This window comes from Oscillospiraceae bacterium (genome assembly GCA_025757985.1).
Taxonomy (GTDB): domain Bacteria; phylum Bacillota; class Clostridia; order Oscillospirales; family Ruminococcaceae; genus Gemmiger.
Genome location: CP107210.1, coordinates 1,456,805 through 1,476,530, shown reverse-complemented (window position 1 = coordinate 1,476,530; position 19,726 = coordinate 1,456,805). Strand labels below are relative to the sequence as shown.

The following is a 19,726-nucleotide window of genomic DNA, read 5'->3' as shown; positions in this document are numbered from 1 at the left end:
ACTCTTACGCACTTGATGTTAAATGTGTATTCACACACTTGCACGGTTAAGCACAACATTTTCCATACAAGCGCATAGTATCGCCAACTCTATTATAAATCCTCGCTTGTCCGATAATTTGTACTTTGAACTTTTAACAAAAATATGTACAAATTGGGCATTCATTCAACCAAATCCGATTGAATTTCAGCAAGAGTTTGCTGTTCCTGACGGACTTTCTGTTCCTGCAAATTTACGTCTCTTAATTGTTCCACTAATTCATCCATCCGATGCCCCATTTCTTGTGCGAGGACATTTACCTTATCAATCTCTACCGATTGGTCGATGCCCTCTTTTTCGAGGTATGCTGCTGCATTGCGGTATGCTTGAAGTTCCGTACTATGTTGATTGAAATATTCCATCTTTTGATTTAAGGGTTTTGCTGCATACTCCATCCATACAGGCTTATAAGTCTTGCATATCTGCAAATGTTTTGCAGCAGCCGCGTAGGTAGTTCGCTTCTGCTTCACCTCTGCCAGTTCATTTGTAAGTCCAATCTGCGTTTTTCCAAGATTATGTATAACTTTATCGTAATCGCCGGTGGTATTGATTCGACTATCGGTCATGCCTTGCAGCATTTTGCCGAGGAACTTCGCATTTTCAATTCCTGCGCGCCGTTCTACCGCAGCAATTTTACGCTTTAGTCCAGTGCTTTCCGTTATAGGATTAATTGAACTTCCCAGAAATTCGGAGAGACGGTCGCCTTGTATGTTCAGCCTTTTCTTTGAATCTCCGATGGGGACATAACTATATTGCTGGTTGGGATATAAAAGCACTGTACACTGCCCGGCATCCAAATCACGAAGTACATATTTTTCAGGTATAAATAGTCGCTCAATGCCATTCTGCGGCAGATGGATCGACACGCCTCGAATAGACATAGCTTTTATCTGATTTTCCGAAAGGATGACTTGCACAGGCTCTACGTGGTTTTCCTCGTCAATCTGCTGAATCAGCTTTGCGCCTAGGATCGTGCCGTGGGTTCCGTCCTCATAAACCAAGTCATAAGAGAAGTCGTTTCCGACATTGAAAGTGATTTCGCCGTCCGGCGAAGTTGTCACTTCGCTTTTGTTGACCATTAGTTTGGCGGGGTTTCCATTGTCATCGTGGACCTGAAGAACCAAGCCGTTTTTACCCGTCGACAGAATTTGGCGGCTGCTTAACTTCACTGCTGCCGTACAAACTTCTGGATACTGAATCGTCAATTCCTGATAACGGTCAAGCAGCGTGATTTCCACGTCTTCTGCAATCTGCATTTTCCCATTCTTTAGCGCATACTCAATTCCTTCACCGGTGAATTCGGAACCGAGCGCATCTTCGGGAACCCACGCGCCATCCAGCGCCGTGGCTCGGTACAGCACCTGACCAGTTGCTTTTTTTACTTTAGTTTCGATGCCTGCCGTTTTCAGCTTGTCAGCAAAGTCTGCCATGCCTGTCGCTGTACTGAGGATGCCGGTAATTGTCTCCCTCAGGTATTTCTGCTCTTGTGCATTGTCAGACAGTCTGACGCAGATACCGGCATAAGTAAATGTATCAGTATCAGATAAGCTATTGTCCCGGACAGCTCGACCCGCGCCCTCCAGCAAATAGCTCATATGCTTACCGCGGATTGTAGGTGTGATTTCCAGCTCCTTTGCCATAGAAAGGAATTGGCTATAATCCGTTGCCCGCTCCAAACAGAAGTTCAGCCGCTTTCGGATTTCTGTTCGGTTGGATACAGATTTCTTTTTCCCTGTGTTTTCTGGGTATAGTTGCCCAATCTTTTGCGGATCATCAATCACGGATAAATGAGCTTCCATGCATAAGCGGTCGGAAATATCCCGTATCTGACGTGCCGTGCGGTAAGGCACCGTCCGCAGTTTCTTATAGTCGTAAAAAGAGACCGCATTGAGCATGATGTGGTTATGAATATGACCTTTGTCAATATGTGTTGCTACCACATATTCATACTTGCCGCCTGTGTATTCAAATGCCAGCTTCTTTCCCAGTTCATGCGCCTGTTCAGGCGTTACCGCATCTTCCGGTGAAAATGACTGTATCAGATGATAAGCAAGATTTGACGAACGCTTCCTTTTCAGATTCCGCGCTTTGTGCGCAAGTACCGCTGTCATTTCAAAGTCGATAGAAGCTGTTTGCGGCTCGCAATTATAGCCAGACACCAACATCTGCCCATCGGTCTTGTCTGGGTTTTCGATATAGGCCAGTGCCTTGCCGAGAGTAGATTTTATCGCATGGATTTTTGTGATAGCCATAAATTTCCCCAATGTAATTTTAATCAAAAAAAGTATCTATTACCCAAAAATGAAATTTGCTTGATTTTGGGTAATAGATGGAGTATCATAGGAGAGAGGTGAACTACGATGCGGCTGATAGAGCGAAATGATTACCTGCAAAAAATCATTGAGGTAATGGGTACTCCCGATATCAAGGTTATTACAGGCGTAAGACGAAGCGGAAAGTCAAAGCTGCTGGAGGCATTTCGAGATTATGTAGTAAAAAATGTACCGAATGCAAACATAATCCACATCAACTTTAATCTGACTAAATTTGAGGCGTACAAGGACTACCATGCCCTGAACGATTACATTGAAAGTTCGTTCAAAAAAGGCTGTGAGAATTTTGTTTTAATTGATGAAGTTCAGATGTGTCCCAACTTTGAGCTGACAATCAACAGTATCCATGCAATGGAAATGTTTGATATATATATCACTGGCTCAAACGCATTCTTGTTAAGCTCTGATTTAGCCACTCTCTTTACCGGCCGTACCTACGAAATCAAGGTTTTCCCTTTTTCATTTGCCGAATTCAAACAATACTTCGCAATCGAGGACAATTATGAGGCGTTTGACCGTTATCTGAAAGAGGGCGGTATGGCAGGATCTTACCTTTATCGCAATCAAGATGCAAAGTACGATTATATACGCGATGTATTTGATACGCTTATCATCCGGGATATAAGGCAAAAATATAAGATTCGTAATCCGGCATTGATGGATAGGATCGTCGATTATCTGATGGATAATATTTCGAACCAAACATCCGCACGAAATATTACAGATGTCTTGGTTCGCAGTAACGAAGCCATTAACCATAAAACTGTTGGCAAGTACTTGGAATATCTTTGTAATGCGTTCGCATTCTATCGCTTCCGCAGATATGACATTCGCGGCAAAAAATATCTTTCCTCCAATGACAAATTCTATTTGAGTGACCACACGTTCCGATACGCGAAACTTGGTACAAGAAATATGGACTATGGACGCATATTGGAAAACATTGTAGCGATGGAGCTAATGCGCCGCGGCTATGAGGTTTACGTTGGTGTATTGTACAAAAAAGAAATCGACTTTGTTGCCTTACACAGAAGTGAAAAGATCTATATTCAGGTATCTGACAATATTAGTGACGAAAAAACTTTTGAACGAGAAGTCGATCCCTTGCTGAAAATCAAGGATGCCTATCCCAAAATGGTTATTGCAAGAACGCATAATGAAGCCTACCAATATGAGGGGATACAAATTGTAGACATCGCTGATTGGTTGAACGGAAAATGAATATTTCCCAAAACGCGAAAAAGTTTATTTTTGGGAAACAGAGAAATCCCTAATCTATGAACAAATAAAAAAGTGACCACACATTATGCGAAGAGCAATTCCGTGTGGTCACTTTTTTTATTTAAGAGTGGGCACTCTTCAATAGAGCTTTCTCAATAGCTTAACCACACGCTCTAGATAATCTGCTTTCAGTTCCAGAAATTCTCGACGCAGCTGTTCCACATCATTGGTGTGAACCGACTTATTTTCATTGCAGCGTTTTGCAATTTGGTTGATGCTGCCCGCGATGCGACCAATATAAGCCGTCTGCTCTTTAAGCACCTGAAAATCGTAATGACGCACTTCGCCCTTAACCAGCTGTTCCCGGCAATAAGCGGAGAAGTTTGTCATCCCGGCTTCCTGCATTTTTCCTTGAATAATTTGAAGCTCTGCTTCCGAAAAAAAGAGAAGTTTGCTGATCGGTCGTTCTCTGTTCTTTTTCATCTATCCGGTCCATTTCTCGTCAAAAGGGCATGGGGGATATTCCCCAAAACGGGTTTCAGGGTGTCCCTGAGCGCATCTGTGTATATACAGATGCAATGCTTGCTAACCGTCGCTCACGCTCCGGTTACCCCTGCGGGTCTCAACGGCGATGCTTGCAGCGCACTGCAAAGAGCACCGCCCCCACAAGCACCACCGGCATAAAGTCCAGCAGCAAGGAAAGCAGATCAAGCTGCTTTTCTATCTGCTTTACAGGTTGGGAAACAGTCTTCGGCTCAACGGTCGACTGCTGCGGTGCATCCGTATTTTTGTTGTTGAAACTGTTTGCCGCCTGCACCGTGCTGTTTTGATCTCGGCTGGGCGTGTTCATCTCGCGGTCTGGATTGGCAGTGTCCGTCACCGTCAAATGAAAATCCGCACCGGTTTCCGTGGAAAGTTCATTCTGCTCACAGTTAAATTGGTAACGGTTTTCTGCATCGCCAACAACATAAGCAGAAAGAAAAGCGTATTTTCCGCTCAGTGCATTTGGTTCAACGGCAGCCAATTCATTCGATTCATAAAGCTCCAAATCATAGACATCATCAGTGTACAAATTCTGCAAGTAAACTATCACATGTTGGGAAAAGCCAACTGGTGCGGTCAGGTACGCTCCTACTTGCGCCGGTTTTGGCTCATAGTTCTCTGGTGGCGTTTCCAGCGGTTGCAACGTATAGTGCCGCTGCTGGCCGGTCACGCTCTCATACCAGCTGCTGTCTGCCAAGGTATAAATCAGGTCGTAGTGGTTCCCATCTTCCACTTGCAAAAATGTCGTCTGGTCGATTTCCTGCAAGGGATAATCCCCCAAGGCATCGTACTGCACAGCAGCAGCGCAGTAATATTCTGACGGCACAACTGTCACTGTTTCTGTGTAGTTGTTCAACCCATCCAGAACAATAACTGTTGATTCTGTATCAGATGGGCCATTGCCAAGTGTGACAATCACAGTGCGGTTCTGCAATTTCTGCGGGAAATTCGCAACGGTCACCGTTACAGTTGCAACATCTTCTGCATATACTTTTGTTGCAAAGCAAAGAAAAGCCACGACAAGTAATGCGAGAAATTTTCTCATAAAAAACACCTCAAAATCCTGCATACCGGAAGTAATAGCACGGTCTACTTTCCATCCAGGCGTTGGACATATTCACCGCCACACCATAGCCATAGCAGCACTCGACCCACGCACCGCCGCCAAGCGCCATCTGAACGTGCCCCTGCTCGCCGCCGGAGGCATATACCACGCGCAGATCTCCCGGCTGGACTTCAGACGGGGAAATACTTACTAGGTCTGCTGCGTTCCGATAAGCGGCTGTGCTGCCTGCGGAAAAAGGCAGGTTCTGCGCCCAATAGCAATATTGGACAAAGCTCGAACAATCCAGATTGATGCCCACGCTTGGATTGCCCGGCCCGCCGCGCAGCGAAGACGGCTGGGCATAGACAAACTTTCCTTGGCAGCTCAGGGCAAAGTCAACGACCTGTCCGCGCGCGGTGGTGGCGTCAATATTCAGGCTGTCAAATAGCTGCCGCAGTTCTTCCTCGGTCATGCCGCTGCCGGTGGCGCGGCATTTTATGCCGTCCACAATGTCATACAGTTCTTCCCAGTCCATGCGATACAGAAGCAATGCCCATTCCACATTTCCATAAGCATCTTCGCCATCTTTATACCAGCCTTGAAATCCGCTTGCGCCATTGGGCAGCGTGATCGTTTTTGTATATCGGGCGGATACTGCATTACCGGCATACTCGTTGCCGTACTGATCCTGCTTGATGATTGTCCGGGTCAATGTACCTGCATCGCAGCTTTCAGCCAGCGCTTCCAGATTGCCTGTTCCGCCGTCCGCACCGTTTGGGGCCTGCGTTTCCGGGTCTGTGTAGCGGTCATAGCCTGTCAGATAAATCGTGCAGTCGAGATCGTAGTGACCGTACTGCCCATCGTTCAACTCTCCGGGACACCAAGGTATAGCGGTTGCATTGGAAAAAGTAACCTCGTAATCATCGGAAACTGCATCATCACCCTCGCCAGTCACAACAGTAAAAGTGACCGTCAGCTCGTCAGGGGTATAAAACCAGTCGTTCAGTTCACCCTTGTACAAATTAGCGCTATCATCCAGCACAATATTGCCGGTGCAGTCCGCTGCCTTAATTTTCCCATCAGCAACTGCGTTGTATTCTTCCGGCAAATCGGAAAGTTCAGAACCCGTTGCACCATCCGGGAAAATGATAGGAAAAAAGACGGTCACATCATGTGTGCCGTCCTCTTTCCATACAGTATAGCTTTCGTTCTCCGCATGACCTTCATTCCAGTGCCACTCTGCGGCAGCATCGTACTGCCCGCAGGCATCATCGCCCTCACTGCAAGTATGCGTTTCAAGGCGATAATCCTTAACGGAAACCACTTCACCTTTCCACCAGCTTTCAAGGCGTCTTTTGCATTGATTGTTTCATCCTTCAGTTCTTTCAGGATGTTGCCGGTCTGCTTGCCAATCACAAAAGCACTATCTGCTGCGGCGGCCATGATATTACCTTCCACAACAGTCTGCGCTACTGCCATGTGCAGCCCTGCATTTTGAACGGCATCCGTATCGAAGTCATCGTGATAATTCAAAGCGCTGGCTCCGGCTTGCAGCGGACTTTCTATTGTATCCACAACCCGGTATGCAGGAGCTTTATAGTGACCGTTCTTGTGCTGGCTGCGCAGCAAATCATAATAGGCGCTGGCACGGCTGGAGCGCGGTGTGTTTGTGCCGGTGATAGTATTCTTATTACCTCCAGCTGAATCATGCAGGATTCCGGATGTGTCACCGGCACCGACATCATCGGACATTCCTGTATCAGATAGCGCATCTGGTTCAGAATCCAGACGACTGGACTGGTCTTTATTTGGTCCCATCTTTGCATCAAGCAGAAGGTCTTTTCCCGTATGCGGCATACCGAATTGAGTCTGAATGTTCGCTACAATATCCTCTTCTGTTCGAAAGAGTCTCTTCTGCTTATTCGTTTGCGTGAATAGTTCTGACATTTCATAACCCCTACAATCCCGGCTTATTTCTTGCGGTTAGGATTGGTATCCATCAGGCGGAAAAGCTCAGTGTCCTGCGGGAAAGTATTGTTGAAAGGCACCACCACTTTATCCGCAATCAGCAGCCCGCTGCCAACCTCGGCATTTTCAATATACCGTTTTTCTTCATCGGAGATATGCAGCAGTCGCGCAATGTCGTTTGCATCGTCCGGGGCCTGATTCAACAGCTTGATGTAGCCGCAGTCGGACAGCATACGGCGGGCATCCTCGTTGTTCAGCACAGAGCGAACGTGTTGGGTAATGGAAGTCAGGATCGCGCCCCACTTGCGGGCACGGCTGGAAAGCTCGAAGTAGTAGTTCGTGCAGGCGCTGTTGCCCAGCAGGAGCTGGAACTCATCGGTGAAAATCCAAGTGCGGCGTCCCAGCACACGATTGCGGGTGATGCGGTTCCAGATCTGGTCCAGCACCGTCATCATGCCGATGGACTGCATACTCTTGCCCAGTTTCACGGTATTAAAACAGATGCAGTGGTTCTGCAAATCCACGTTTGTCTGGTGGGCAAACAGGTCCATTGTGCCATCCACATACATACTCAACGCCATCGTAAGCGCTTTTGCCTGCGGGCCCTGCAAAGACAAATTATTGTAAAAATCATGCAGCGAGGGCATCTGCTCACGCTCCGGATGCAAACTGGTAGCGGTCATTGTACACAGCGCGGGAATCATCATGCTCCGGCTTCCAGTTGTAACCACTGGGCGCAATAAAATCCTTTGTAGTAAGGGAATCTTCTGCCAGCAGCCAATCATAAGAAAATTCCATAACCTCTTCCGGGCGGGTAATACCATGCAGCAGGTTCAGGCGCTCGATACCGGAGAGCCTGCGTACAGTGCTGCCCATGCGCTTGAACAGGTTTTGGATGTCCTCGGCGCGTTTGAGGAGTCGAACCTGCGCTTTTCTGTAATTATCCTCATGCAAGCTGATGGTGATATACTTCTCCCGAATCAATCCGTTTTGCCCTTGCAGTGCTTTTTCCGATATAACGCGGTTCATTTCCTCGCTATACCGGTCACGGGCATCACCGCGCAGCGGCAGAAACGTGTCGCGGCGGAACTCCGCTGCATCCACGCGCCGGGTCACAAGACTGATTTGCAGATGCGTATCTGGGTCAAAATAGTTCAGGAATTCACTGTATTGGGTAAAAAGACTTTTCTGCTCTTCCTGCCGCGCCAGCTGAAAATTGACATCCGTGAATGCCATTGTCATGGAGAAAAGCCCCGGTTCCACCTCACAGATGCCGCTTTCGTACATACGCTCATATTGCAGACAGTCCGCAGCCTTCTCAGGCGCACGGCGCTTCTTAATGCTGCGGGCGCTCTGCGCGGCATTCATTTCGGATTGTTTTGCGGATCTGCGCAGCTGCTTTGACCGCTGCTTTCCTTCCTTTGCGCGCTGCTTTTTCGTCTCGGCGGCAATAGGTTTCACATTCGGAATTTCTGCGAGTTCTTTTCTTTTGAACATTTCGACTCTCCTTATAGGGGCGGATCGGCACCGCTTCATTTTCGCTGTGCCATGCCCAGTAAATTTTCACGAGCTTTTCAAACGGATAACCGTCACGGTGGATAAAGCCCAGTCCCAGAAAAGGCAGCACCTCCACCATGACGATATAAGAAACGACCTGCATATCCATCCGCAGCCAGTGCAGACAGACAAAGCAGGTCGCAATCGCCAGCACCGCAGCCGAAGCAAAGCAGGCCAGCTGGCGGAGGGATAGTCCTAAAAAGAACTTCTCCCTGTACTCTGTAATTTCGAGGTTTGTTTTTGTGGCAATCATAGTTGCTCCTATAAAGACATCCTCCAATTTGATGACAGAAGTCGAATGCAGGGATAAAAAAAGAGCACCTCTCAGATTTCTCTAAGAAGTGCTCTAAGGTTTTATGCAAACCCCAGTTCGTATTTCTGCTGACATTCATCACGCTTCATAACGAATCGTGATTCTCCATGGATTTGCTGTCAAATTGATGTCAAATCGAGGGTGACACAGCTATTCTTACATATTTCGCATTTTGTGTTTGACGTATTAACGAAATATTTTCGATAAATTACTGGTCAATGGGCTTCATCGTGGGGACTTGCACGATTCACTCATTTTATGGTTATATCTTAATTCGTCATTGGAGCGATACTGCGATACACCGTAAATTACCGTTTCATCAGATTATGTATTATTCTATCACGCTTTCGGCATTTGGTACACGGTTTGGTACATGAACCGCGTGATAAACCGGGATAGACGATGCGCCTGAACGGGTTAAACGGCCACCGAAAAGAGCCGAAACAAATTTGACGAAGATGGTTATGTTCAGCAATGAACGCCCCAATAAATCAAAGGCTCTAAAAAGCGCTTGACTCCTGTTGTGTGTAATAAAAAAGAGGCCCTCCTACGAATAGGCCCCCCTTTGAGTTGCGGGCCTCACAAATATCCGCAATACGATCACTAAAAACATTTTACGCGAAATAGCCAGTGACGATACTCCGTGATTAAATTGTATGCTATTTCCTCAAATCAAACTAATTGATACACTGAGCATACATATTTATGTACTTTACCATTGTACCGCAAACTATTTACGGATTTTGTACATAGTCTGTTGGGCTTTTCCTTAACTCTCAAGGTAAAGGAAAATTGTTCGCGTTGTCATTTACAGTAGATGTATCTATTACGGATACAGAATTAGACAATTCGTAGACCATGTCCCAGTCAATAGGATTGGCATTGATAATAACATTTCCAGCAGCTAAGTCTTCGCGGGTGGCCTCGCGCCCGTTTTCAAATTTAAGATCAAAAATGTGATAGCAATGTATATCATGATGGAACTGCTTCTGTAAGAAATCCCCCCATGCTCGAAGATGCAACAGCTTTTTTCCTACATCCTTTGTATTTAAAAGGTAACGTAATACAGGCGCAAGCGCCTCATTGAAAGCCCGAAAAGCAACAGAAAGAGTCTTTATTAAATCGATATTCTCTCCAGAGCTATTCATATAATTCCTGTCAACAGGTTTCCATTTGTCATATTCATCAAGGAGCTTTTGAACATTACTAGATATGCCAATTCCAGTAGAGGAATTGAACCCATGAACAATGTTTTGGCAATGCTGAGAAACATTTCGCAGATGGCATGTAAATGCATATTCGGGATATGCATCATAAGCAGCATGCGTGCTTTCTTCAAAGACTTTTAACAGCTCTGACTTTTTGCCATATTTATGTTTGATTTCAGTTTCCATGTGGTCAAGACAAGTTCTCCACTCGAATAAAAAGCTCCGTACTAAACGTTCTGAGGAATGCAAATTTCGCATAATATAGTTGCCGTTTGGATTGGCAATAGAACTCCACTGAAGCAACGCATCCAATGAATCACCGACGCATTTTCCCAAATAATAGAACTCTAAAGTTTCACTAACTATTGTAGACGAATCAAGTATTTGATAACAAGTATCGCTGTTTATACCGTCGATAAAATTCATTTTATCATCGTGTAAATCTACCAAATAATACATAACTTCCTCTGGATTCAGAATAAATTGAGTAATCGCCTTCTGGAACTTCTCGTTGCTACAAAATTATTAGAATTTGTATTTGGTAATATCTTTCCAATTTTTAGGAAATCCCATAGCCGATAACAACTCGTCTCTTGTAATATGATTTGCCGATTTCGAGATTGCATCTATTTGCGCGGATAGCTTTTTCTTGAAAAGGATGAAATCCTCACGGGGGAGTAAATAGCGAAAAGCGATGACCACGGCAAATAAATCTGTTTTCCCGTGTTCGTATGTGTCGCCCTTTTTCGGAATGTCCAGCTTTTGATGAAGCTTTGTATCAGGAATAGCATCTCTGCATCGGTAAGAAAAGAGCCGTTCGTTATGGGCGCACACATTGCGGAACTTAGTGAGAACGGAAAGAAACTGGCCAAGCTGCTTTTCGTTAACGCTGGGAAAGTTCTTGCCCACTTTACTTTGTAGGTCGGAAGGAAAGAAAAAATACATCTTAGAAAGCGTTCCAAAGGTTAGTGCGTTAACCAAAACCCACAGGGGTACATTATGGTAGTTTTTACGTTGATATGCTATGTAAGGGTGTCGTTCTGTTTGCGTTAATTTTTGTAGTTCATTAACAAGACGGTCTATGCCATTCTTGTGTTTTCTACTATAATTATAGTTTTCCTTATTCAGATAAGAGTCTTGCCGTTCACCGTTCTTCTCCGTAAAATAATACGGCAAAAGAGAACGCATATGGCGCTCAATATGTAGCAAGTTATGAAGAAAAAGGTCTCGCAGTGATTCATCGAATTCATATAAAGCTACAATTTCGTCAAAAGAAACCCTATCCTTATAGTTCTTCTGATTCGGGACACGGAAAAGATGCTTATAACCACTAATAAGAGAGTAGTAGCCGATGTGTTTCAACTTATTTGATGCACTTTCCTCATCGGAAATCACAAGATGCTTTTCGTCGCGTAGCTTTGCAAGCTGCTGTTCATAAGTCAAAAACGGCTTTAGCATTTCTATTCCTCTTAAAATTCATTGTTACTAAAATAGTTACTAAAAAAGGGGCTCCTACAAGTAGGAACCCCCTTGGGCTGTGGGCCTCGCAAGTATCCACAGCACGATCACTGCTAATAGTATATGCCAATCATTAGAAAATGTCAAGGAATATCTTTACGTTTCACTATTGTCTTGTGGTAGTAGTGAATCAACAGACATCATTCGCTCTATAGTATCAACTAGTCTTTTGCAGCAGAATAGATTCTCGATAACTTCGTCCAAAGCGTTACGGCTCTCTATCTCTATATCGCTTCGAGAAAAGCCTGTATCTTTCAAAAGACTCTCATTAAGAGTCATCCCCAACGGATAAAACTCATTATAATGTAATGTGAAAACGCGAAATCTATAGGATTGGCTGTAAATTTCAAATTTATAATCTTGTCGTATGAAAAGTTCATTCGCATCATTTTTGTTGGCATTTTCATCAATTTCGTTTCCATATGATGACATTGCTTTGGAAATAGCCAAAGTGGTATCCAACATTTGAGTAATACCATTTCTGCCATACTCTATTTTTGAAAAAGTCGCCTTGACTTTTCCACCTGTTTGCTTTTCAAGTGATCGAGCCTCAGAACGAAGCATTGGAATTACATCATTTGCAGGCGTAAGTAAATTGTTGTTTTTAAAATTTGGCCACTTTGTTCCGCCCATGTTAAGTCCTCCCGTTTATTACACCTATAATAGGCAAATGATCACTTATTGCACTGTTCGGACGCAAATTTTTTATTAAGTTTGTATTTCCAGCCCTTTTGCAAAAGTATACATTTTGAATATCGTTAGCCAAAGCCTTTCTTACTAACAACTGATCATAGCAATACCAGTATAAAGATTCCGCATTGCCAGCATAATAGTAAGAGCCATAGGACTCATCCTTTTCGGTAAGATATTCAATAATAGGGTTATAAAATCTCTTATATTGACGTCGGTTGCATGTAACAATTTCTGCCTTATTGATTAGTTTCTTAAAGAGAACGACATTCATTTTATTCTTCGAAATCATCTCTACATCGAATGGACTACAGTTAAAATCTCCCATTACAATAGTACGACTGTGCTTTACCTCTTTTTCAACATCTTGAATAGCTGATACCATCTCTTGAATAGGGATTTCACGATCCGACGGCGATGCATACGGTTTTGCGGGCAGGTGAACACCTGCCACAATATATTTTTGATTCAAAATCGAGACAGAAGATATTGAATATCGAACATCTTCGCGGCGAACAGATACTTTTATAGAGGATTTTGCAATAAGGCGTATCTTTTCGCAGTTTCCATAACCTTCTATAAAGACATACTTCTCATTGAGAACTTTCTCACATAATATTCTAAAATCAACGCCTGAATGCTCCGCAAAAATGGCGACGTCTATATCCTGTTCAGCCAAAATTTCCTTGATATATTTCGACAAGTTGTGTTTTGCTAGATTCCAAAACAATATTTTCACTCATTACACCCTAACTTCAATTAGCCCAATAGTGGGTGAGATGTATTTTCCCAGAGTACGAGGGTAGTTTTGAAAATATTATACACTATTTCAAGCGTAAGGACAACCCAAATCAAACAATCAATAGTTACGGTAACAAAACGAGCGGGAACAGCACCCAATTCGGTGCTGTTCCCGCTCGTTTTGCTTTTACATAATCTTGATTTTCCCGTTCAAATTTGCCATTGCCTCCTGCTTCTTTTCCTTGGTGGCTTCGGCGTAAATGTTCATTGTGGTGGTGATGTCTGCGTGGCCCATGATGTCCTGAATGACTTTTAGGTTCGTTTCATTCTCGCAGAATCGGGTACAGAATGTATGGCGTAAATTGTGTACGGAAAAGTGGCGGATCAGCATCGGCTGTCGCCCTTCTGCGCGGGCCTGCTCTGTTTCCTGTTTGTTGTAGCCTTTGTACATCCGCTCGATGACGCGGTTGATGGTATGCGGGTTGCATACGTTTCCAAAGCGGTTTGTTAGGATGAACCCGGAGTAACCATCGATTTCATCGTGGGCATGCCTGACAGTTGGGCGGCCTTGGTTTGAACCCCCTCCAAGAAGTCGTTGTAAGCAGCCACGGTGTCATACTCGCTTTGCAGCTGGCTGAACAGGCGGTACTCTGTGTTCAAGTTATCCGTAAATAGAGTATAGGTCTTATCTGTGTACTCTTGTTCATAGGCATCGAACATAGCGGCATTGTCCTGCCGATACTGAGTGAGCCCATAGCCGCCGTAAGCCAGTTCCCGATAATACTGCCCGATTTTTACAAGGCTTTCTATCTCGGTGTATTTGTCGTGAAGGTAGGCTCTCTTTTCTTCCATGGTTTTATCGGAAAGCTCGACACCTACTGCGCGATAAGCTGATGCAGGAGGCTGTTTGGCGGTGGGGCGGGTGCCCATCCACAGCAGCAAGAGATTGGCGGACGCCAGTATCGCCAACAGGACAGGGAACACCCTGCCACCCCAGATTTTGCGGAGTTCAGCAAAAAATAGACTCATTTACCGTCTCCCTCACCAAACACATTCAAGTACACATCTTCCAGACCTTGGCCGGGAGCATATTTTTCAATCAGCTCCGGCACGGGCGCGGCATCCACAATCTTGCCGGCGCGCAATAGGATAACTTTGGTTGCTACTGTTTCTACATCCGAAACAACATGTGTTGCCACAAGGATGATTCGATCCTTAGCCATATCTGCCAGCAGTTCGCGCAGACGGACGCGCTCTTTCGGGTCAAGACCTGCCGTTGGTTCGTCTAAAATCAACAGCTTCGCATCTCCAAGCAGAGCGGATGCCAACAGTAGGCGCTGCTTCATGCCGCCGGAATAGGCAGAAAGGCGCTTGTCCAATTCGGCGGTTAAATTTACGGCGGCAGCCACACGGGCTATCTCGGCGGCAACGGTCTTTCGCGGGATTTCTTTCAGCGCGGCCATATAGGCAAGAAAACGGCGGCCGGTATAGCTGTCATACAAACCCTGCTGCTGCGGCATATAGCCAAGAATACGGCGGAAGACAATACCCATTGCAGGCTTGCCGCACCAAAGAACCGATCCGGAATCAGGAGCAAGCGTGCCTGTGATGATGTGAATTAAAGTAGACTTGCCAGCGCCATTAGGCCCTAAGATTCCATATAATCCGGCAGAGAATGAAATGGAAATTCCTGATAATGCGTGCTTCGCTTGAGATTTTTTTAGTGAAGTTAATATGAACGTCTTTCGTAAGATATGTAATTCTAACGTAATCATAAATAGAAATTTTCAAATCTTAATCGTTTCTAAAACGTGCAAGGAACAGTTGACTCGCCTATATGGTTGAAACAACTTGTTCCATAGGCATTGCTACATTCTGCGGCCAGTGACTACGCTCTGAAGTGGATTAGTTGTCTATATCGCTAACCGCTGCTATATTGTTTTTGGAAGATAAGTAATCAGTCTTTTTTAACATGCCATATTGGCTGCTGACATAATCTACATTTTGCAATGCACCATCTGTACTATAAAACTGAAAATTTCGAATTTCAATATTACTTAATACACAAAGGGCATCGCCATATTCACCAACAATCGGAAGAAGTATTCCCTGGGAAGCTAAAGTCATTGAAGATAGGTTTTGTGTCCTATTCTCCAAGTCAACAATATAATTTTCGCTTTTATCTTCTTGCCCTTCCGAATACGACACATCAAGCTCGACATAATTATCGAATAGGGGGTATGCAAAAAGCCATCCGCGTTCTTTGCGGAAGGCTTTTAATGTGAAATTTTAGATTGGTGGAAAAAATTGTCAAAGTGACTTTAGTTAGAAAGAAAGAGTGCTATTCAAAAGATTGATAATTTGTAATGCTGTGCCAGTAGTCATCTTTATTAATAATTGCATAGAGAAAATCTGGCGCAGGTAAGACAGTGGAAGAACCATCGTCTAAAGCTGATACCTCATTTTGGACAGCAAAGCCAGCGCAAACCAAGTAGTGATCTTCATCTACAGATGTAATCGGATAAAAGATTTCGGAATCACCGTCAACATCATACAAAAGATCAAACGTCTGTATATCACCGCTCGTATCTAATGCAAAGTAAGTACATTCGGAACCATTCAATTCTCGAATTAGAAGATGACCATTATCAGCAAACAGTGGTGTTACGGAAATGTTGCTGATGTCGGATGTAGGAATGCTGTACTGTGATAGAGGAATATCCTCTTTGCTTTGCAAATCCATCAAATGAAAATATCCGTCGTCACCAACGTAGGAAAGAACACCATCGCCCAAAATGGGATAGGTGTCATTCATTTTCCACGTGAAAAGTACCTCATCATTTGATGTGTCGTTGAGATCCCAGGATACGAGGCCAATAGTATTATCGTCAATATATTGATAAACCAGTATTTTATCTCCGAAAGCACCCCAAATTCGCTCATTTAACTTCATGCTTCGAAGAAATTCGGTTTCGCCGGAAATACAGTCTATGATGCTCATGGGAAATACCTTCTTTCATTTCAAAATCTTTCGGGAATCTATAATAAACGGCGGGGGAGAGTATGTCCCCCTCGCCGGAATTTTCCTTCGGAAATTGCTGCGGTTTTGTCTGTCAAGACTGGCGATAGGCTCTCAAAACCGTACCGCCAGTGGTGAAAATTCACGCTGCAACAAAAATGCGCATCCTGCTTTTCGGCAGGATGCGCGCAAAATCGCTTGTGGATATTTTCAGGCAAATGGGATAAATTTGGTACATTTTGCCCCAAAATGGCCTGTTTTTTGCAATTTTATATCGTAGCTACGACACAAAATTAGTCGATGGGCTTCATCGTCGGGAACAGCAACACATCACGGATCGAGGCGCTGTCGGTCAGCAGCATGACAAGGCGATCCACACCGAAACCGAGGCCGCCTGTGGGGGGCAGACCATACTCCAGCGCGTTGACATAGTCATAATCGACCTGTGCCCGGCACTCCGGCTCGATAGCCTTGCGCTCGGCGACCTGACGCTCAAAGCGGGCCTTCTGGTCGATGGGGTCATTCAACTCGCTGAACGCATTGCCATACTCGGTGCAGTCGATGAAGTACTCAAACCGCTCGGTGAAAGCCGGATCATTGGGCTTGCGCTTGGCAAGCGGGCTGATCTCGACAGGGTAATCATAGATGAAGGTGGGCTGGATCAGCTTATCCTCCACAAACGCGTCAAAGAACTCTGCAAGGATCGCACCCTTGGTCGGGACCTCGGGTAGCTCAACATGATGCTCCTTGGCAGCGGCAATGGCGTCCTCATCGGTTTTCCAGTCGTTGAAGTCGACGCCGGAATACTTCTTGACGGCTTCCACCATCGTCAGACGCTCCCAGTGGCCCATATCAATCTGCTTGCCCTGATAGGTGATCTCCAAGCTGCCGCAGACCTTGAGGGCCAGACGCTTGTACATCTCCTCAACCAGATCCATCATGCCGTGGAAGTCAGTGAAGGCCTGATACAGCTCGATGGTCGTGAACTCAGGGTTGTGCTTGGGGTCCATACCCTCATTACGGAAGATGCGGCCGACCTCATACACGCGGTCCATGCCGCCCACGATCAGGCGCTTGAGATACAGCTCGGTCTCAATGCGCAGAACCATGTCCATGTTCAGGGTGTTGTGGTGGGTGTAGAAGGGGCGGGCAGAGGCACCGATCTCAAACGGGGTCAGGATGGGGGTGTCAACCTCCAAAAAGCCCTTCTCATCCAGATACGCGCGAATCTCCTTCAGGATCTGGCTGCGCTTGACGAAGGTGTCCTTGACCTCGGGGTTGACGATCAGGTCAACATAGCGCTGGCGGTAGCGCGCCTCACGGTCGGTCAGACCGTGGAACTTCTCGGGCAGGGGCAGCAGGCTCTTGGAGAGCAGCGTCAGCTCGGTGATGCGCACCGAAATCTCGCCCATCTTGGTGCGGAAAACCTCGCCCTTGACGCCGATGATGTCACCGATGTCGAGCTTTTTGAAGGCGGCGTAGGCTTCCTCGCCCAGCAGGTCACGCTTGACAAAAATCTGGATGTCACCCTTCTGGTCGCGCAAATGGGCAAAGCTGGCCTTGCCCATAATGCGCTTGGACATCATACGGCCGGCCAGAGAGACGATCTTACCGGTCTCCGCCTCGGCAGGCAGCTCGGCAAATTCCTGTTTGAGGTCGGCCGAGTACGCGTCCTGCGCATATTTGGTGATTTCAAAGGGGTTGTGACCGGCTTCGCACAGGTCAGCCAGCTTCTGGCGGCGCACAGCGGCCTGCTGGGAGAGCTCCTGCTCGGTCTGGGGCTTATTCTGCTCCATGAGAGATCGTCCTTTCGTGATTATTTGTTCTATTGAGCTTGCCCTTTGCGGGAAGGGCGTAGGGGCAAATGTCCGCATCCGCCCGCGGGCGCTCTATTATTTTCTTACTTCGAGCGGCTTACTTCGAGCAGCGTGTAGGTGATGATGTTGCCGTTGGGCAGAGTGACATCAAAGTGGTCGCCGACCTTGCAGCCGATCAGGGCTGCGCCGACGGGGCTCTCGTCGCTGATGCGGTTCAGGTCCATATCGGCCTCGGTGGAGCCGGTCAGGTCGTACTCCTCGGCATCCTCAGGATCATCGCCCTCGGCCAGAATCTTGACATGCATACCGATGGAGGCGGTGTCGTTGGACAGCTCGCTCTCGTCCATGATGCGTGCCAGCTTGAGGGTGGCCTCCAGATCGGCGATGCGGGCCTCCACAGAAGCCTGCTCCTCCTTGGCGGCATCATACTCGGCGTTCTCGCTCAGGTCGCCATAGCCGCGGGCAACCTTGATCTTGTCGGCAACTTCCTTACGCTTGACGGTGCGCAGGTTTTCCAGTTCCTGCTCCAGTTTATTATAGCCCTCGCGGGTAACGACAACTTCTTTAGCCATAGCAGTGTCTCCTAACGTAAAATGGATAGTAAAAGTTGTGCGGCACCAACTGGGGAGCCGCACTAACTTACATATTATAATGGTTCAAGCGGGATTTGTCAAGACACAGCGTTATTTATCCAGCTGCAGCAGGCCGACCTTGCGGTAGACCTTGCTGACCGTGCGGTTGGCAAGGCGGGCTGCGCGCTCGGCGCCGTCCTTCAGCACGCCGTCCACATAGGCCTTGTCGGCCAGAATCTTGCCGTACTCTGCCTGCACGGGGGCCAGCGCATCGGCCGTGACCTCGGCAACGGCCATCTTGAAGTCACCGTAGCCCTTGCCCTCAAACTCGGCGGCGATCTCATCGTTTGATTTGCCGGTGAAGGTGCTGTAGATGCACATCAGGTTGGACACGCCGGGCTTTGCCTCGCGGTCAAAGCGCACCACACCGTCAGAGTCCGTCACGGCGCGCTTGAACTTGCGCACGATGGTGTCCTTGTCATCGGTCATCAGGATAAAGCTGTTGACATTTGTGTCAGATTTGCTCATCTTTTTGGTCGGCTCGGCCAAAGACATGATCTTGGCGCCGCTGGCGGGGACATAGCCCTCCGGCAGGGTGAAGGTGTCGCCGTAGATGCCGTTGAAGCGGCCTGCGATGTCGCGGGCAATCTCAAGGTGCTGGGTCTGATCCTGCCCGACCGGGACGAGGTCGGCGTTGTAAATCAAGATGTCGGCCGCCATCAGCACCGGGTAGGTGAACAGGCCGCCGTTGACATTGTCGGGGTGCTTGGCGCTCTTGTCTTTGAACTGGGTCATGCGGGACAGCTCGCCGAACTGGGTGTTGCAGGCCAGCACCCAGGACAGCTGGGTGTGCGCGGGTACATGGCTCTGCACAAAAAGCACATGGTTTTTCGGGTCGATGCCCACGGCCAGCAGCAGGGCGGCCAGCTCGCGGGTGCGGCGGCGCAGCTCGGCCGGGACCTGACGCACAGTCAGGCTGTGCAGGTCTGCCACCATATACAGGCATTCATAATCAGACTGCAAAAGGGCCCAGTTGCGCACTGCGCCGATATAATTGCCCAGCGTGGGCGTGCCGGTGGGCTGGATGCCCGAGAGGATGCGTTTGCGTTTTTCTTCTGCCATAGTTATATCTCCCTTACAAA

The 19,726-nt window shown here is 46.8% G+C and carries 20 protein-coding genes and 1 pseudogene; 1 reads left to right on the top strand and 20 read right to left on the bottom strand.

What is annotated here, in order from left to right; translation table 11 throughout:
- Nucleotides 1–161: 161 nt before the first annotated feature.
- Nucleotides 162–2,291 (bottom strand): relaxase/mobilization nuclease domain-containing protein, encoded by a 2,130-nt coding sequence (locus OGM67_07395; protein UYJ36120.1) that lies wholly within the window; start codon nucleotides 2,289–2,291, stop codon nucleotides 162–164.
- A 108-nt stretch (nucleotides 2,292–2,399) separates the two neighbouring features.
- Here OGM67_07395 and OGM67_07390 point away from each other — a divergent pair, with 108 nt between their 5' ends.
- Nucleotides 2,400–3,593 (top strand): ATP-binding protein, encoded by a 1,194-nt coding sequence (locus OGM67_07390; GenBank protein UYJ36119.1) that lies wholly within the window; start codon nucleotides 2,400–2,402, stop codon nucleotides 3,591–3,593.
- A 138-nt stretch (nucleotides 3,594–3,731) separates the two neighbouring features.
- Here OGM67_07390 and OGM67_07385 read toward each other — a convergent pair whose 3' ends face one another.
- The 19 genes and pseudogenes from OGM67_07385 to trpS form a co-directional block, all read right to left on the bottom strand.
- On the bottom strand, nucleotides 3,732–4,076 hold the full coding sequence (locus tag OGM67_07385) for a hypothetical protein (GenBank protein ID UYJ36118.1): 345 nt from the start codon (nucleotides 4,074–4,076) through the stop codon (nucleotides 3,732–3,734).
- 139 nt (nucleotides 4,077–4,215) lie between these two features.
- Nucleotides 4,216–5,205: a hypothetical protein gene (locus tag OGM67_07380; GenBank protein ID UYJ36117.1), complete on the bottom strand. Its 990-nt coding sequence runs from the start codon at nucleotides 5,203–5,205 to the stop codon at nucleotides 4,216–4,218.
- Complete coding sequence (locus OGM67_07375) at nucleotides 5,192–5,653, bottom strand: C40 family peptidase (GenBank protein ID UYJ36205.1); 462 nt, start codon at nucleotides 5,651–5,653, stop codon at nucleotides 5,192–5,194. The genes OGM67_07380 and OGM67_07375 overlap by 14 nt, the downstream gene beginning before the upstream one ends.
- 692 nt (nucleotides 5,654–6,345) lie before the next feature.
- Nucleotides 6,346–7,128 (bottom strand): hypothetical protein, encoded by a 783-nt coding sequence (locus OGM67_07370; protein ID UYJ36116.1) that lies wholly within the window; start codon nucleotides 7,126–7,128, stop codon nucleotides 6,346–6,348.
- 23 nt (nucleotides 7,129–7,151) lie between these two features.
- Complete coding sequence (locus OGM67_07365; GenBank protein ID UYJ36115.1) at nucleotides 7,152–7,832, bottom strand: hypothetical protein; 681 nt, start codon at nucleotides 7,830–7,832, stop codon at nucleotides 7,152–7,154.
- On the bottom strand, nucleotides 7,801–8,517 hold the full coding sequence (locus tag OGM67_07360) for a hypothetical protein (GenBank protein ID UYJ36114.1): 717 nt from the start codon (nucleotides 8,515–8,517) through the stop codon (nucleotides 7,801–7,803). Before OGM67_07360 ends, OGM67_07365 begins: the two co-directional genes overlap by 32 nt.
- Entirely contained in the window at nucleotides 8,486–8,959 is a 474-nt protein-coding gene (locus OGM67_07355) for a PrgI family protein (GenBank protein ID UYJ36113.1), read from the bottom strand. The genes OGM67_07360 and OGM67_07355 overlap by 32 nt, the downstream gene beginning before the upstream one ends.
- Nucleotides 8,960–9,795: 836 nt before the next feature.
- Nucleotides 9,796–10,686, bottom strand: a complete 891-nt coding sequence (locus OGM67_07350) for a hypothetical protein (protein ID UYJ36112.1) — start codon at nucleotides 10,684–10,686, stop codon at nucleotides 9,796–9,798.
- A 66-nt stretch (nucleotides 10,687–10,752) separates the two neighbouring features.
- Nucleotides 10,753–11,670 carry an Abi family protein gene (locus OGM67_07345; protein UYJ36111.1) on the bottom strand — a complete coding sequence of 306 codons (918 nt, stop codon included), beginning with the start codon at nucleotides 11,668–11,670 and terminating at the stop codon, nucleotides 10,753–10,755.
- Between the two features lie 171 nt (nucleotides 11,671–11,841).
- A complete protein-coding gene (locus OGM67_07340; GenBank protein ID UYJ36110.1) occupies nucleotides 11,842–12,378 on the bottom strand; it encodes a hypothetical protein in 537 nt (178 codons plus the stop codon).
- 1 nt (nucleotide 12,379) lies between these two features.
- Complete coding sequence (locus tag OGM67_07335; protein UYJ36109.1) at nucleotides 12,380–13,114, bottom strand: hypothetical protein; 735 nt, start codon at nucleotides 13,112–13,114, stop codon at nucleotides 12,380–12,382.
- 249 nt (nucleotides 13,115–13,363) lie between these two features.
- Nucleotides 13,364–13,714: pseudogene (locus OGM67_07330) on the bottom strand (tyrosine-type recombinase/integrase).
- On the bottom strand, nucleotides 13,684–14,205 hold the full coding sequence (locus OGM67_07325) for a hypothetical protein (GenBank protein ID UYJ36108.1): 522 nt from the start codon (nucleotides 14,203–14,205) through the stop codon (nucleotides 13,684–13,686). Before OGM67_07325 ends, OGM67_07330 begins: the two are co-directional and overlap by 31 nt.
- A complete protein-coding gene (locus OGM67_07320; GenBank protein UYJ36107.1) occupies nucleotides 14,202–14,951 on the bottom strand; it encodes an ATP-binding cassette domain-containing protein in 750 nt (249 codons plus the stop codon). The genes OGM67_07325 and OGM67_07320 overlap by 4 nt, the downstream gene beginning before the upstream one ends.
- 130 nt (nucleotides 14,952–15,081) lie before the next feature.
- Nucleotides 15,082–15,384, bottom strand: coding sequence for a hypothetical protein (locus OGM67_07315; protein ID UYJ36106.1), 303 nt, complete (start codon nucleotides 15,382–15,384; stop codon nucleotides 15,082–15,084).
- A 133-nt stretch (nucleotides 15,385–15,517) separates the two neighbouring features.
- Nucleotides 15,518–16,177 (bottom strand): hypothetical protein, encoded by a 660-nt coding sequence (locus OGM67_07310; protein UYJ36105.1) that lies wholly within the window; start codon nucleotides 16,175–16,177, stop codon nucleotides 15,518–15,520.
- A 311-nt stretch (nucleotides 16,178–16,488) separates the two neighbouring features.
- A complete protein-coding gene (gene lysS, locus OGM67_07305; GenBank protein ID UYJ36104.1) occupies nucleotides 16,489–17,991 on the bottom strand; it encodes a lysine--tRNA ligase in 1,503 nt (500 codons plus the stop codon).
- A gap of 104 nt (nucleotides 17,992–18,095) precedes the next feature.
- Nucleotides 18,096–18,584, bottom strand: a complete 489-nt coding sequence (gene greA, locus OGM67_07300; protein UYJ36103.1) for a transcription elongation factor GreA — start codon at nucleotides 18,582–18,584, stop codon at nucleotides 18,096–18,098.
- Between the two features lie 111 nt (nucleotides 18,585–18,695).
- On the bottom strand, nucleotides 18,696–19,706 hold the full coding sequence (gene trpS / locus OGM67_07295) for a tryptophan--tRNA ligase (protein UYJ36102.1): 1,011 nt from the start codon (nucleotides 19,704–19,706) through the stop codon (nucleotides 18,696–18,698).
- Nucleotides 19,707–19,726 lie beyond the last annotated feature (20 nt).

Excerpts from the sequence above, each read along its gene's own strand:
- OGM67_07395 (UYJ36120.1), bottom strand. The coding sequence starts at position 2,291 with ATGGCTATCACAAAAATCCATGCGATAAAATCTACTCTCGGCAAGGCA.
- OGM67_07390 (UYJ36119.1), top strand. The coding sequence starts at position 2,400 with ATGCGGCTGATAGAGCGAAATGATTACCTGCAAAAAATCATTGAGGTA.
- OGM67_07385 (UYJ36118.1), bottom strand. The coding sequence starts at position 4,076 with ATGAAAAAGAACAGAGAACGACCGATCAGCAAACTTCTCTTTTTTTCG.
- OGM67_07380 (UYJ36117.1), bottom strand. The coding sequence starts at position 5,205 with ATGCAGGATTTTGAGGTGTTTTTTATGAGAAAATTTCTCGCATTACTT.
- OGM67_07375 (UYJ36205.1), bottom strand. The coding sequence starts at position 5,653 with ATGACCGAGGAAGAACTGCGGCAGCTATTTGACAGCCTGAATATTGAC.
- OGM67_07370 (UYJ36116.1), bottom strand. The coding sequence starts at position 7,128 with ATGTCAGAACTATTCACGCAAACGAATAAGCAGAAGAGACTCTTTCGA.
- OGM67_07365 (UYJ36115.1), bottom strand. The coding sequence starts at position 7,832 with ATGACCGCTACCAGTTTGCATCCGGAGCGTGAGCAGATGCCCTCGCTG.
- OGM67_07360 (UYJ36114.1), bottom strand. The coding sequence starts at position 8,517 with ATGAATGCCGCGCAGAGCGCCCGCAGCATTAAGAAGCGCCGTGCGCCT.
- OGM67_07355 (UYJ36113.1), bottom strand. The coding sequence starts at position 8,959 with ATGATTGCCACAAAAACAAACCTCGAAATTACAGAGTACAGGGAGAAG.
- OGM67_07350 (UYJ36112.1), bottom strand. The coding sequence starts at position 10,686 with ATGTATTATTTGGTAGATTTACACGATGATAAAATGAATTTTATCGAC.
- OGM67_07340 (UYJ36110.1), bottom strand. The coding sequence starts at position 12,378 with ATGGGCGGAACAAAGTGGCCAAATTTTAAAAACAACAATTTACTTACG.
- OGM67_07325 (UYJ36108.1), bottom strand. The coding sequence starts at position 14,205 with ATGAGTCTATTTTTTGCTGAACTCCGCAAAATCTGGGGTGGCAGGGTG.
- OGM67_07320 (UYJ36107.1), bottom strand. The coding sequence starts at position 14,951 with ATGATTACGTTAGAATTACATATCTTACGAAAGACGTTCATATTAACT.
- OGM67_07310 (UYJ36105.1), bottom strand. The coding sequence starts at position 16,177 with ATGAGCATCATAGACTGTATTTCCGGCGAAACCGAATTTCTTCGAAGC.
- lysS (UYJ36104.1), bottom strand. The coding sequence starts at position 17,991 with ATGGAGCAGAATAAGCCCCAGACCGAGCAGGAGCTCTCCCAGCAGGCC.
- greA (UYJ36103.1), bottom strand. The coding sequence starts at position 18,584 with ATGGCTAAAGAAGTTGTCGTTACCCGCGAGGGCTATAATAAACTGGAG.
- trpS (UYJ36102.1), bottom strand. The coding sequence starts at position 19,706 with ATGGCAGAAGAAAAACGCAAACGCATCCTCTCGGGCATCCAGCCCACC.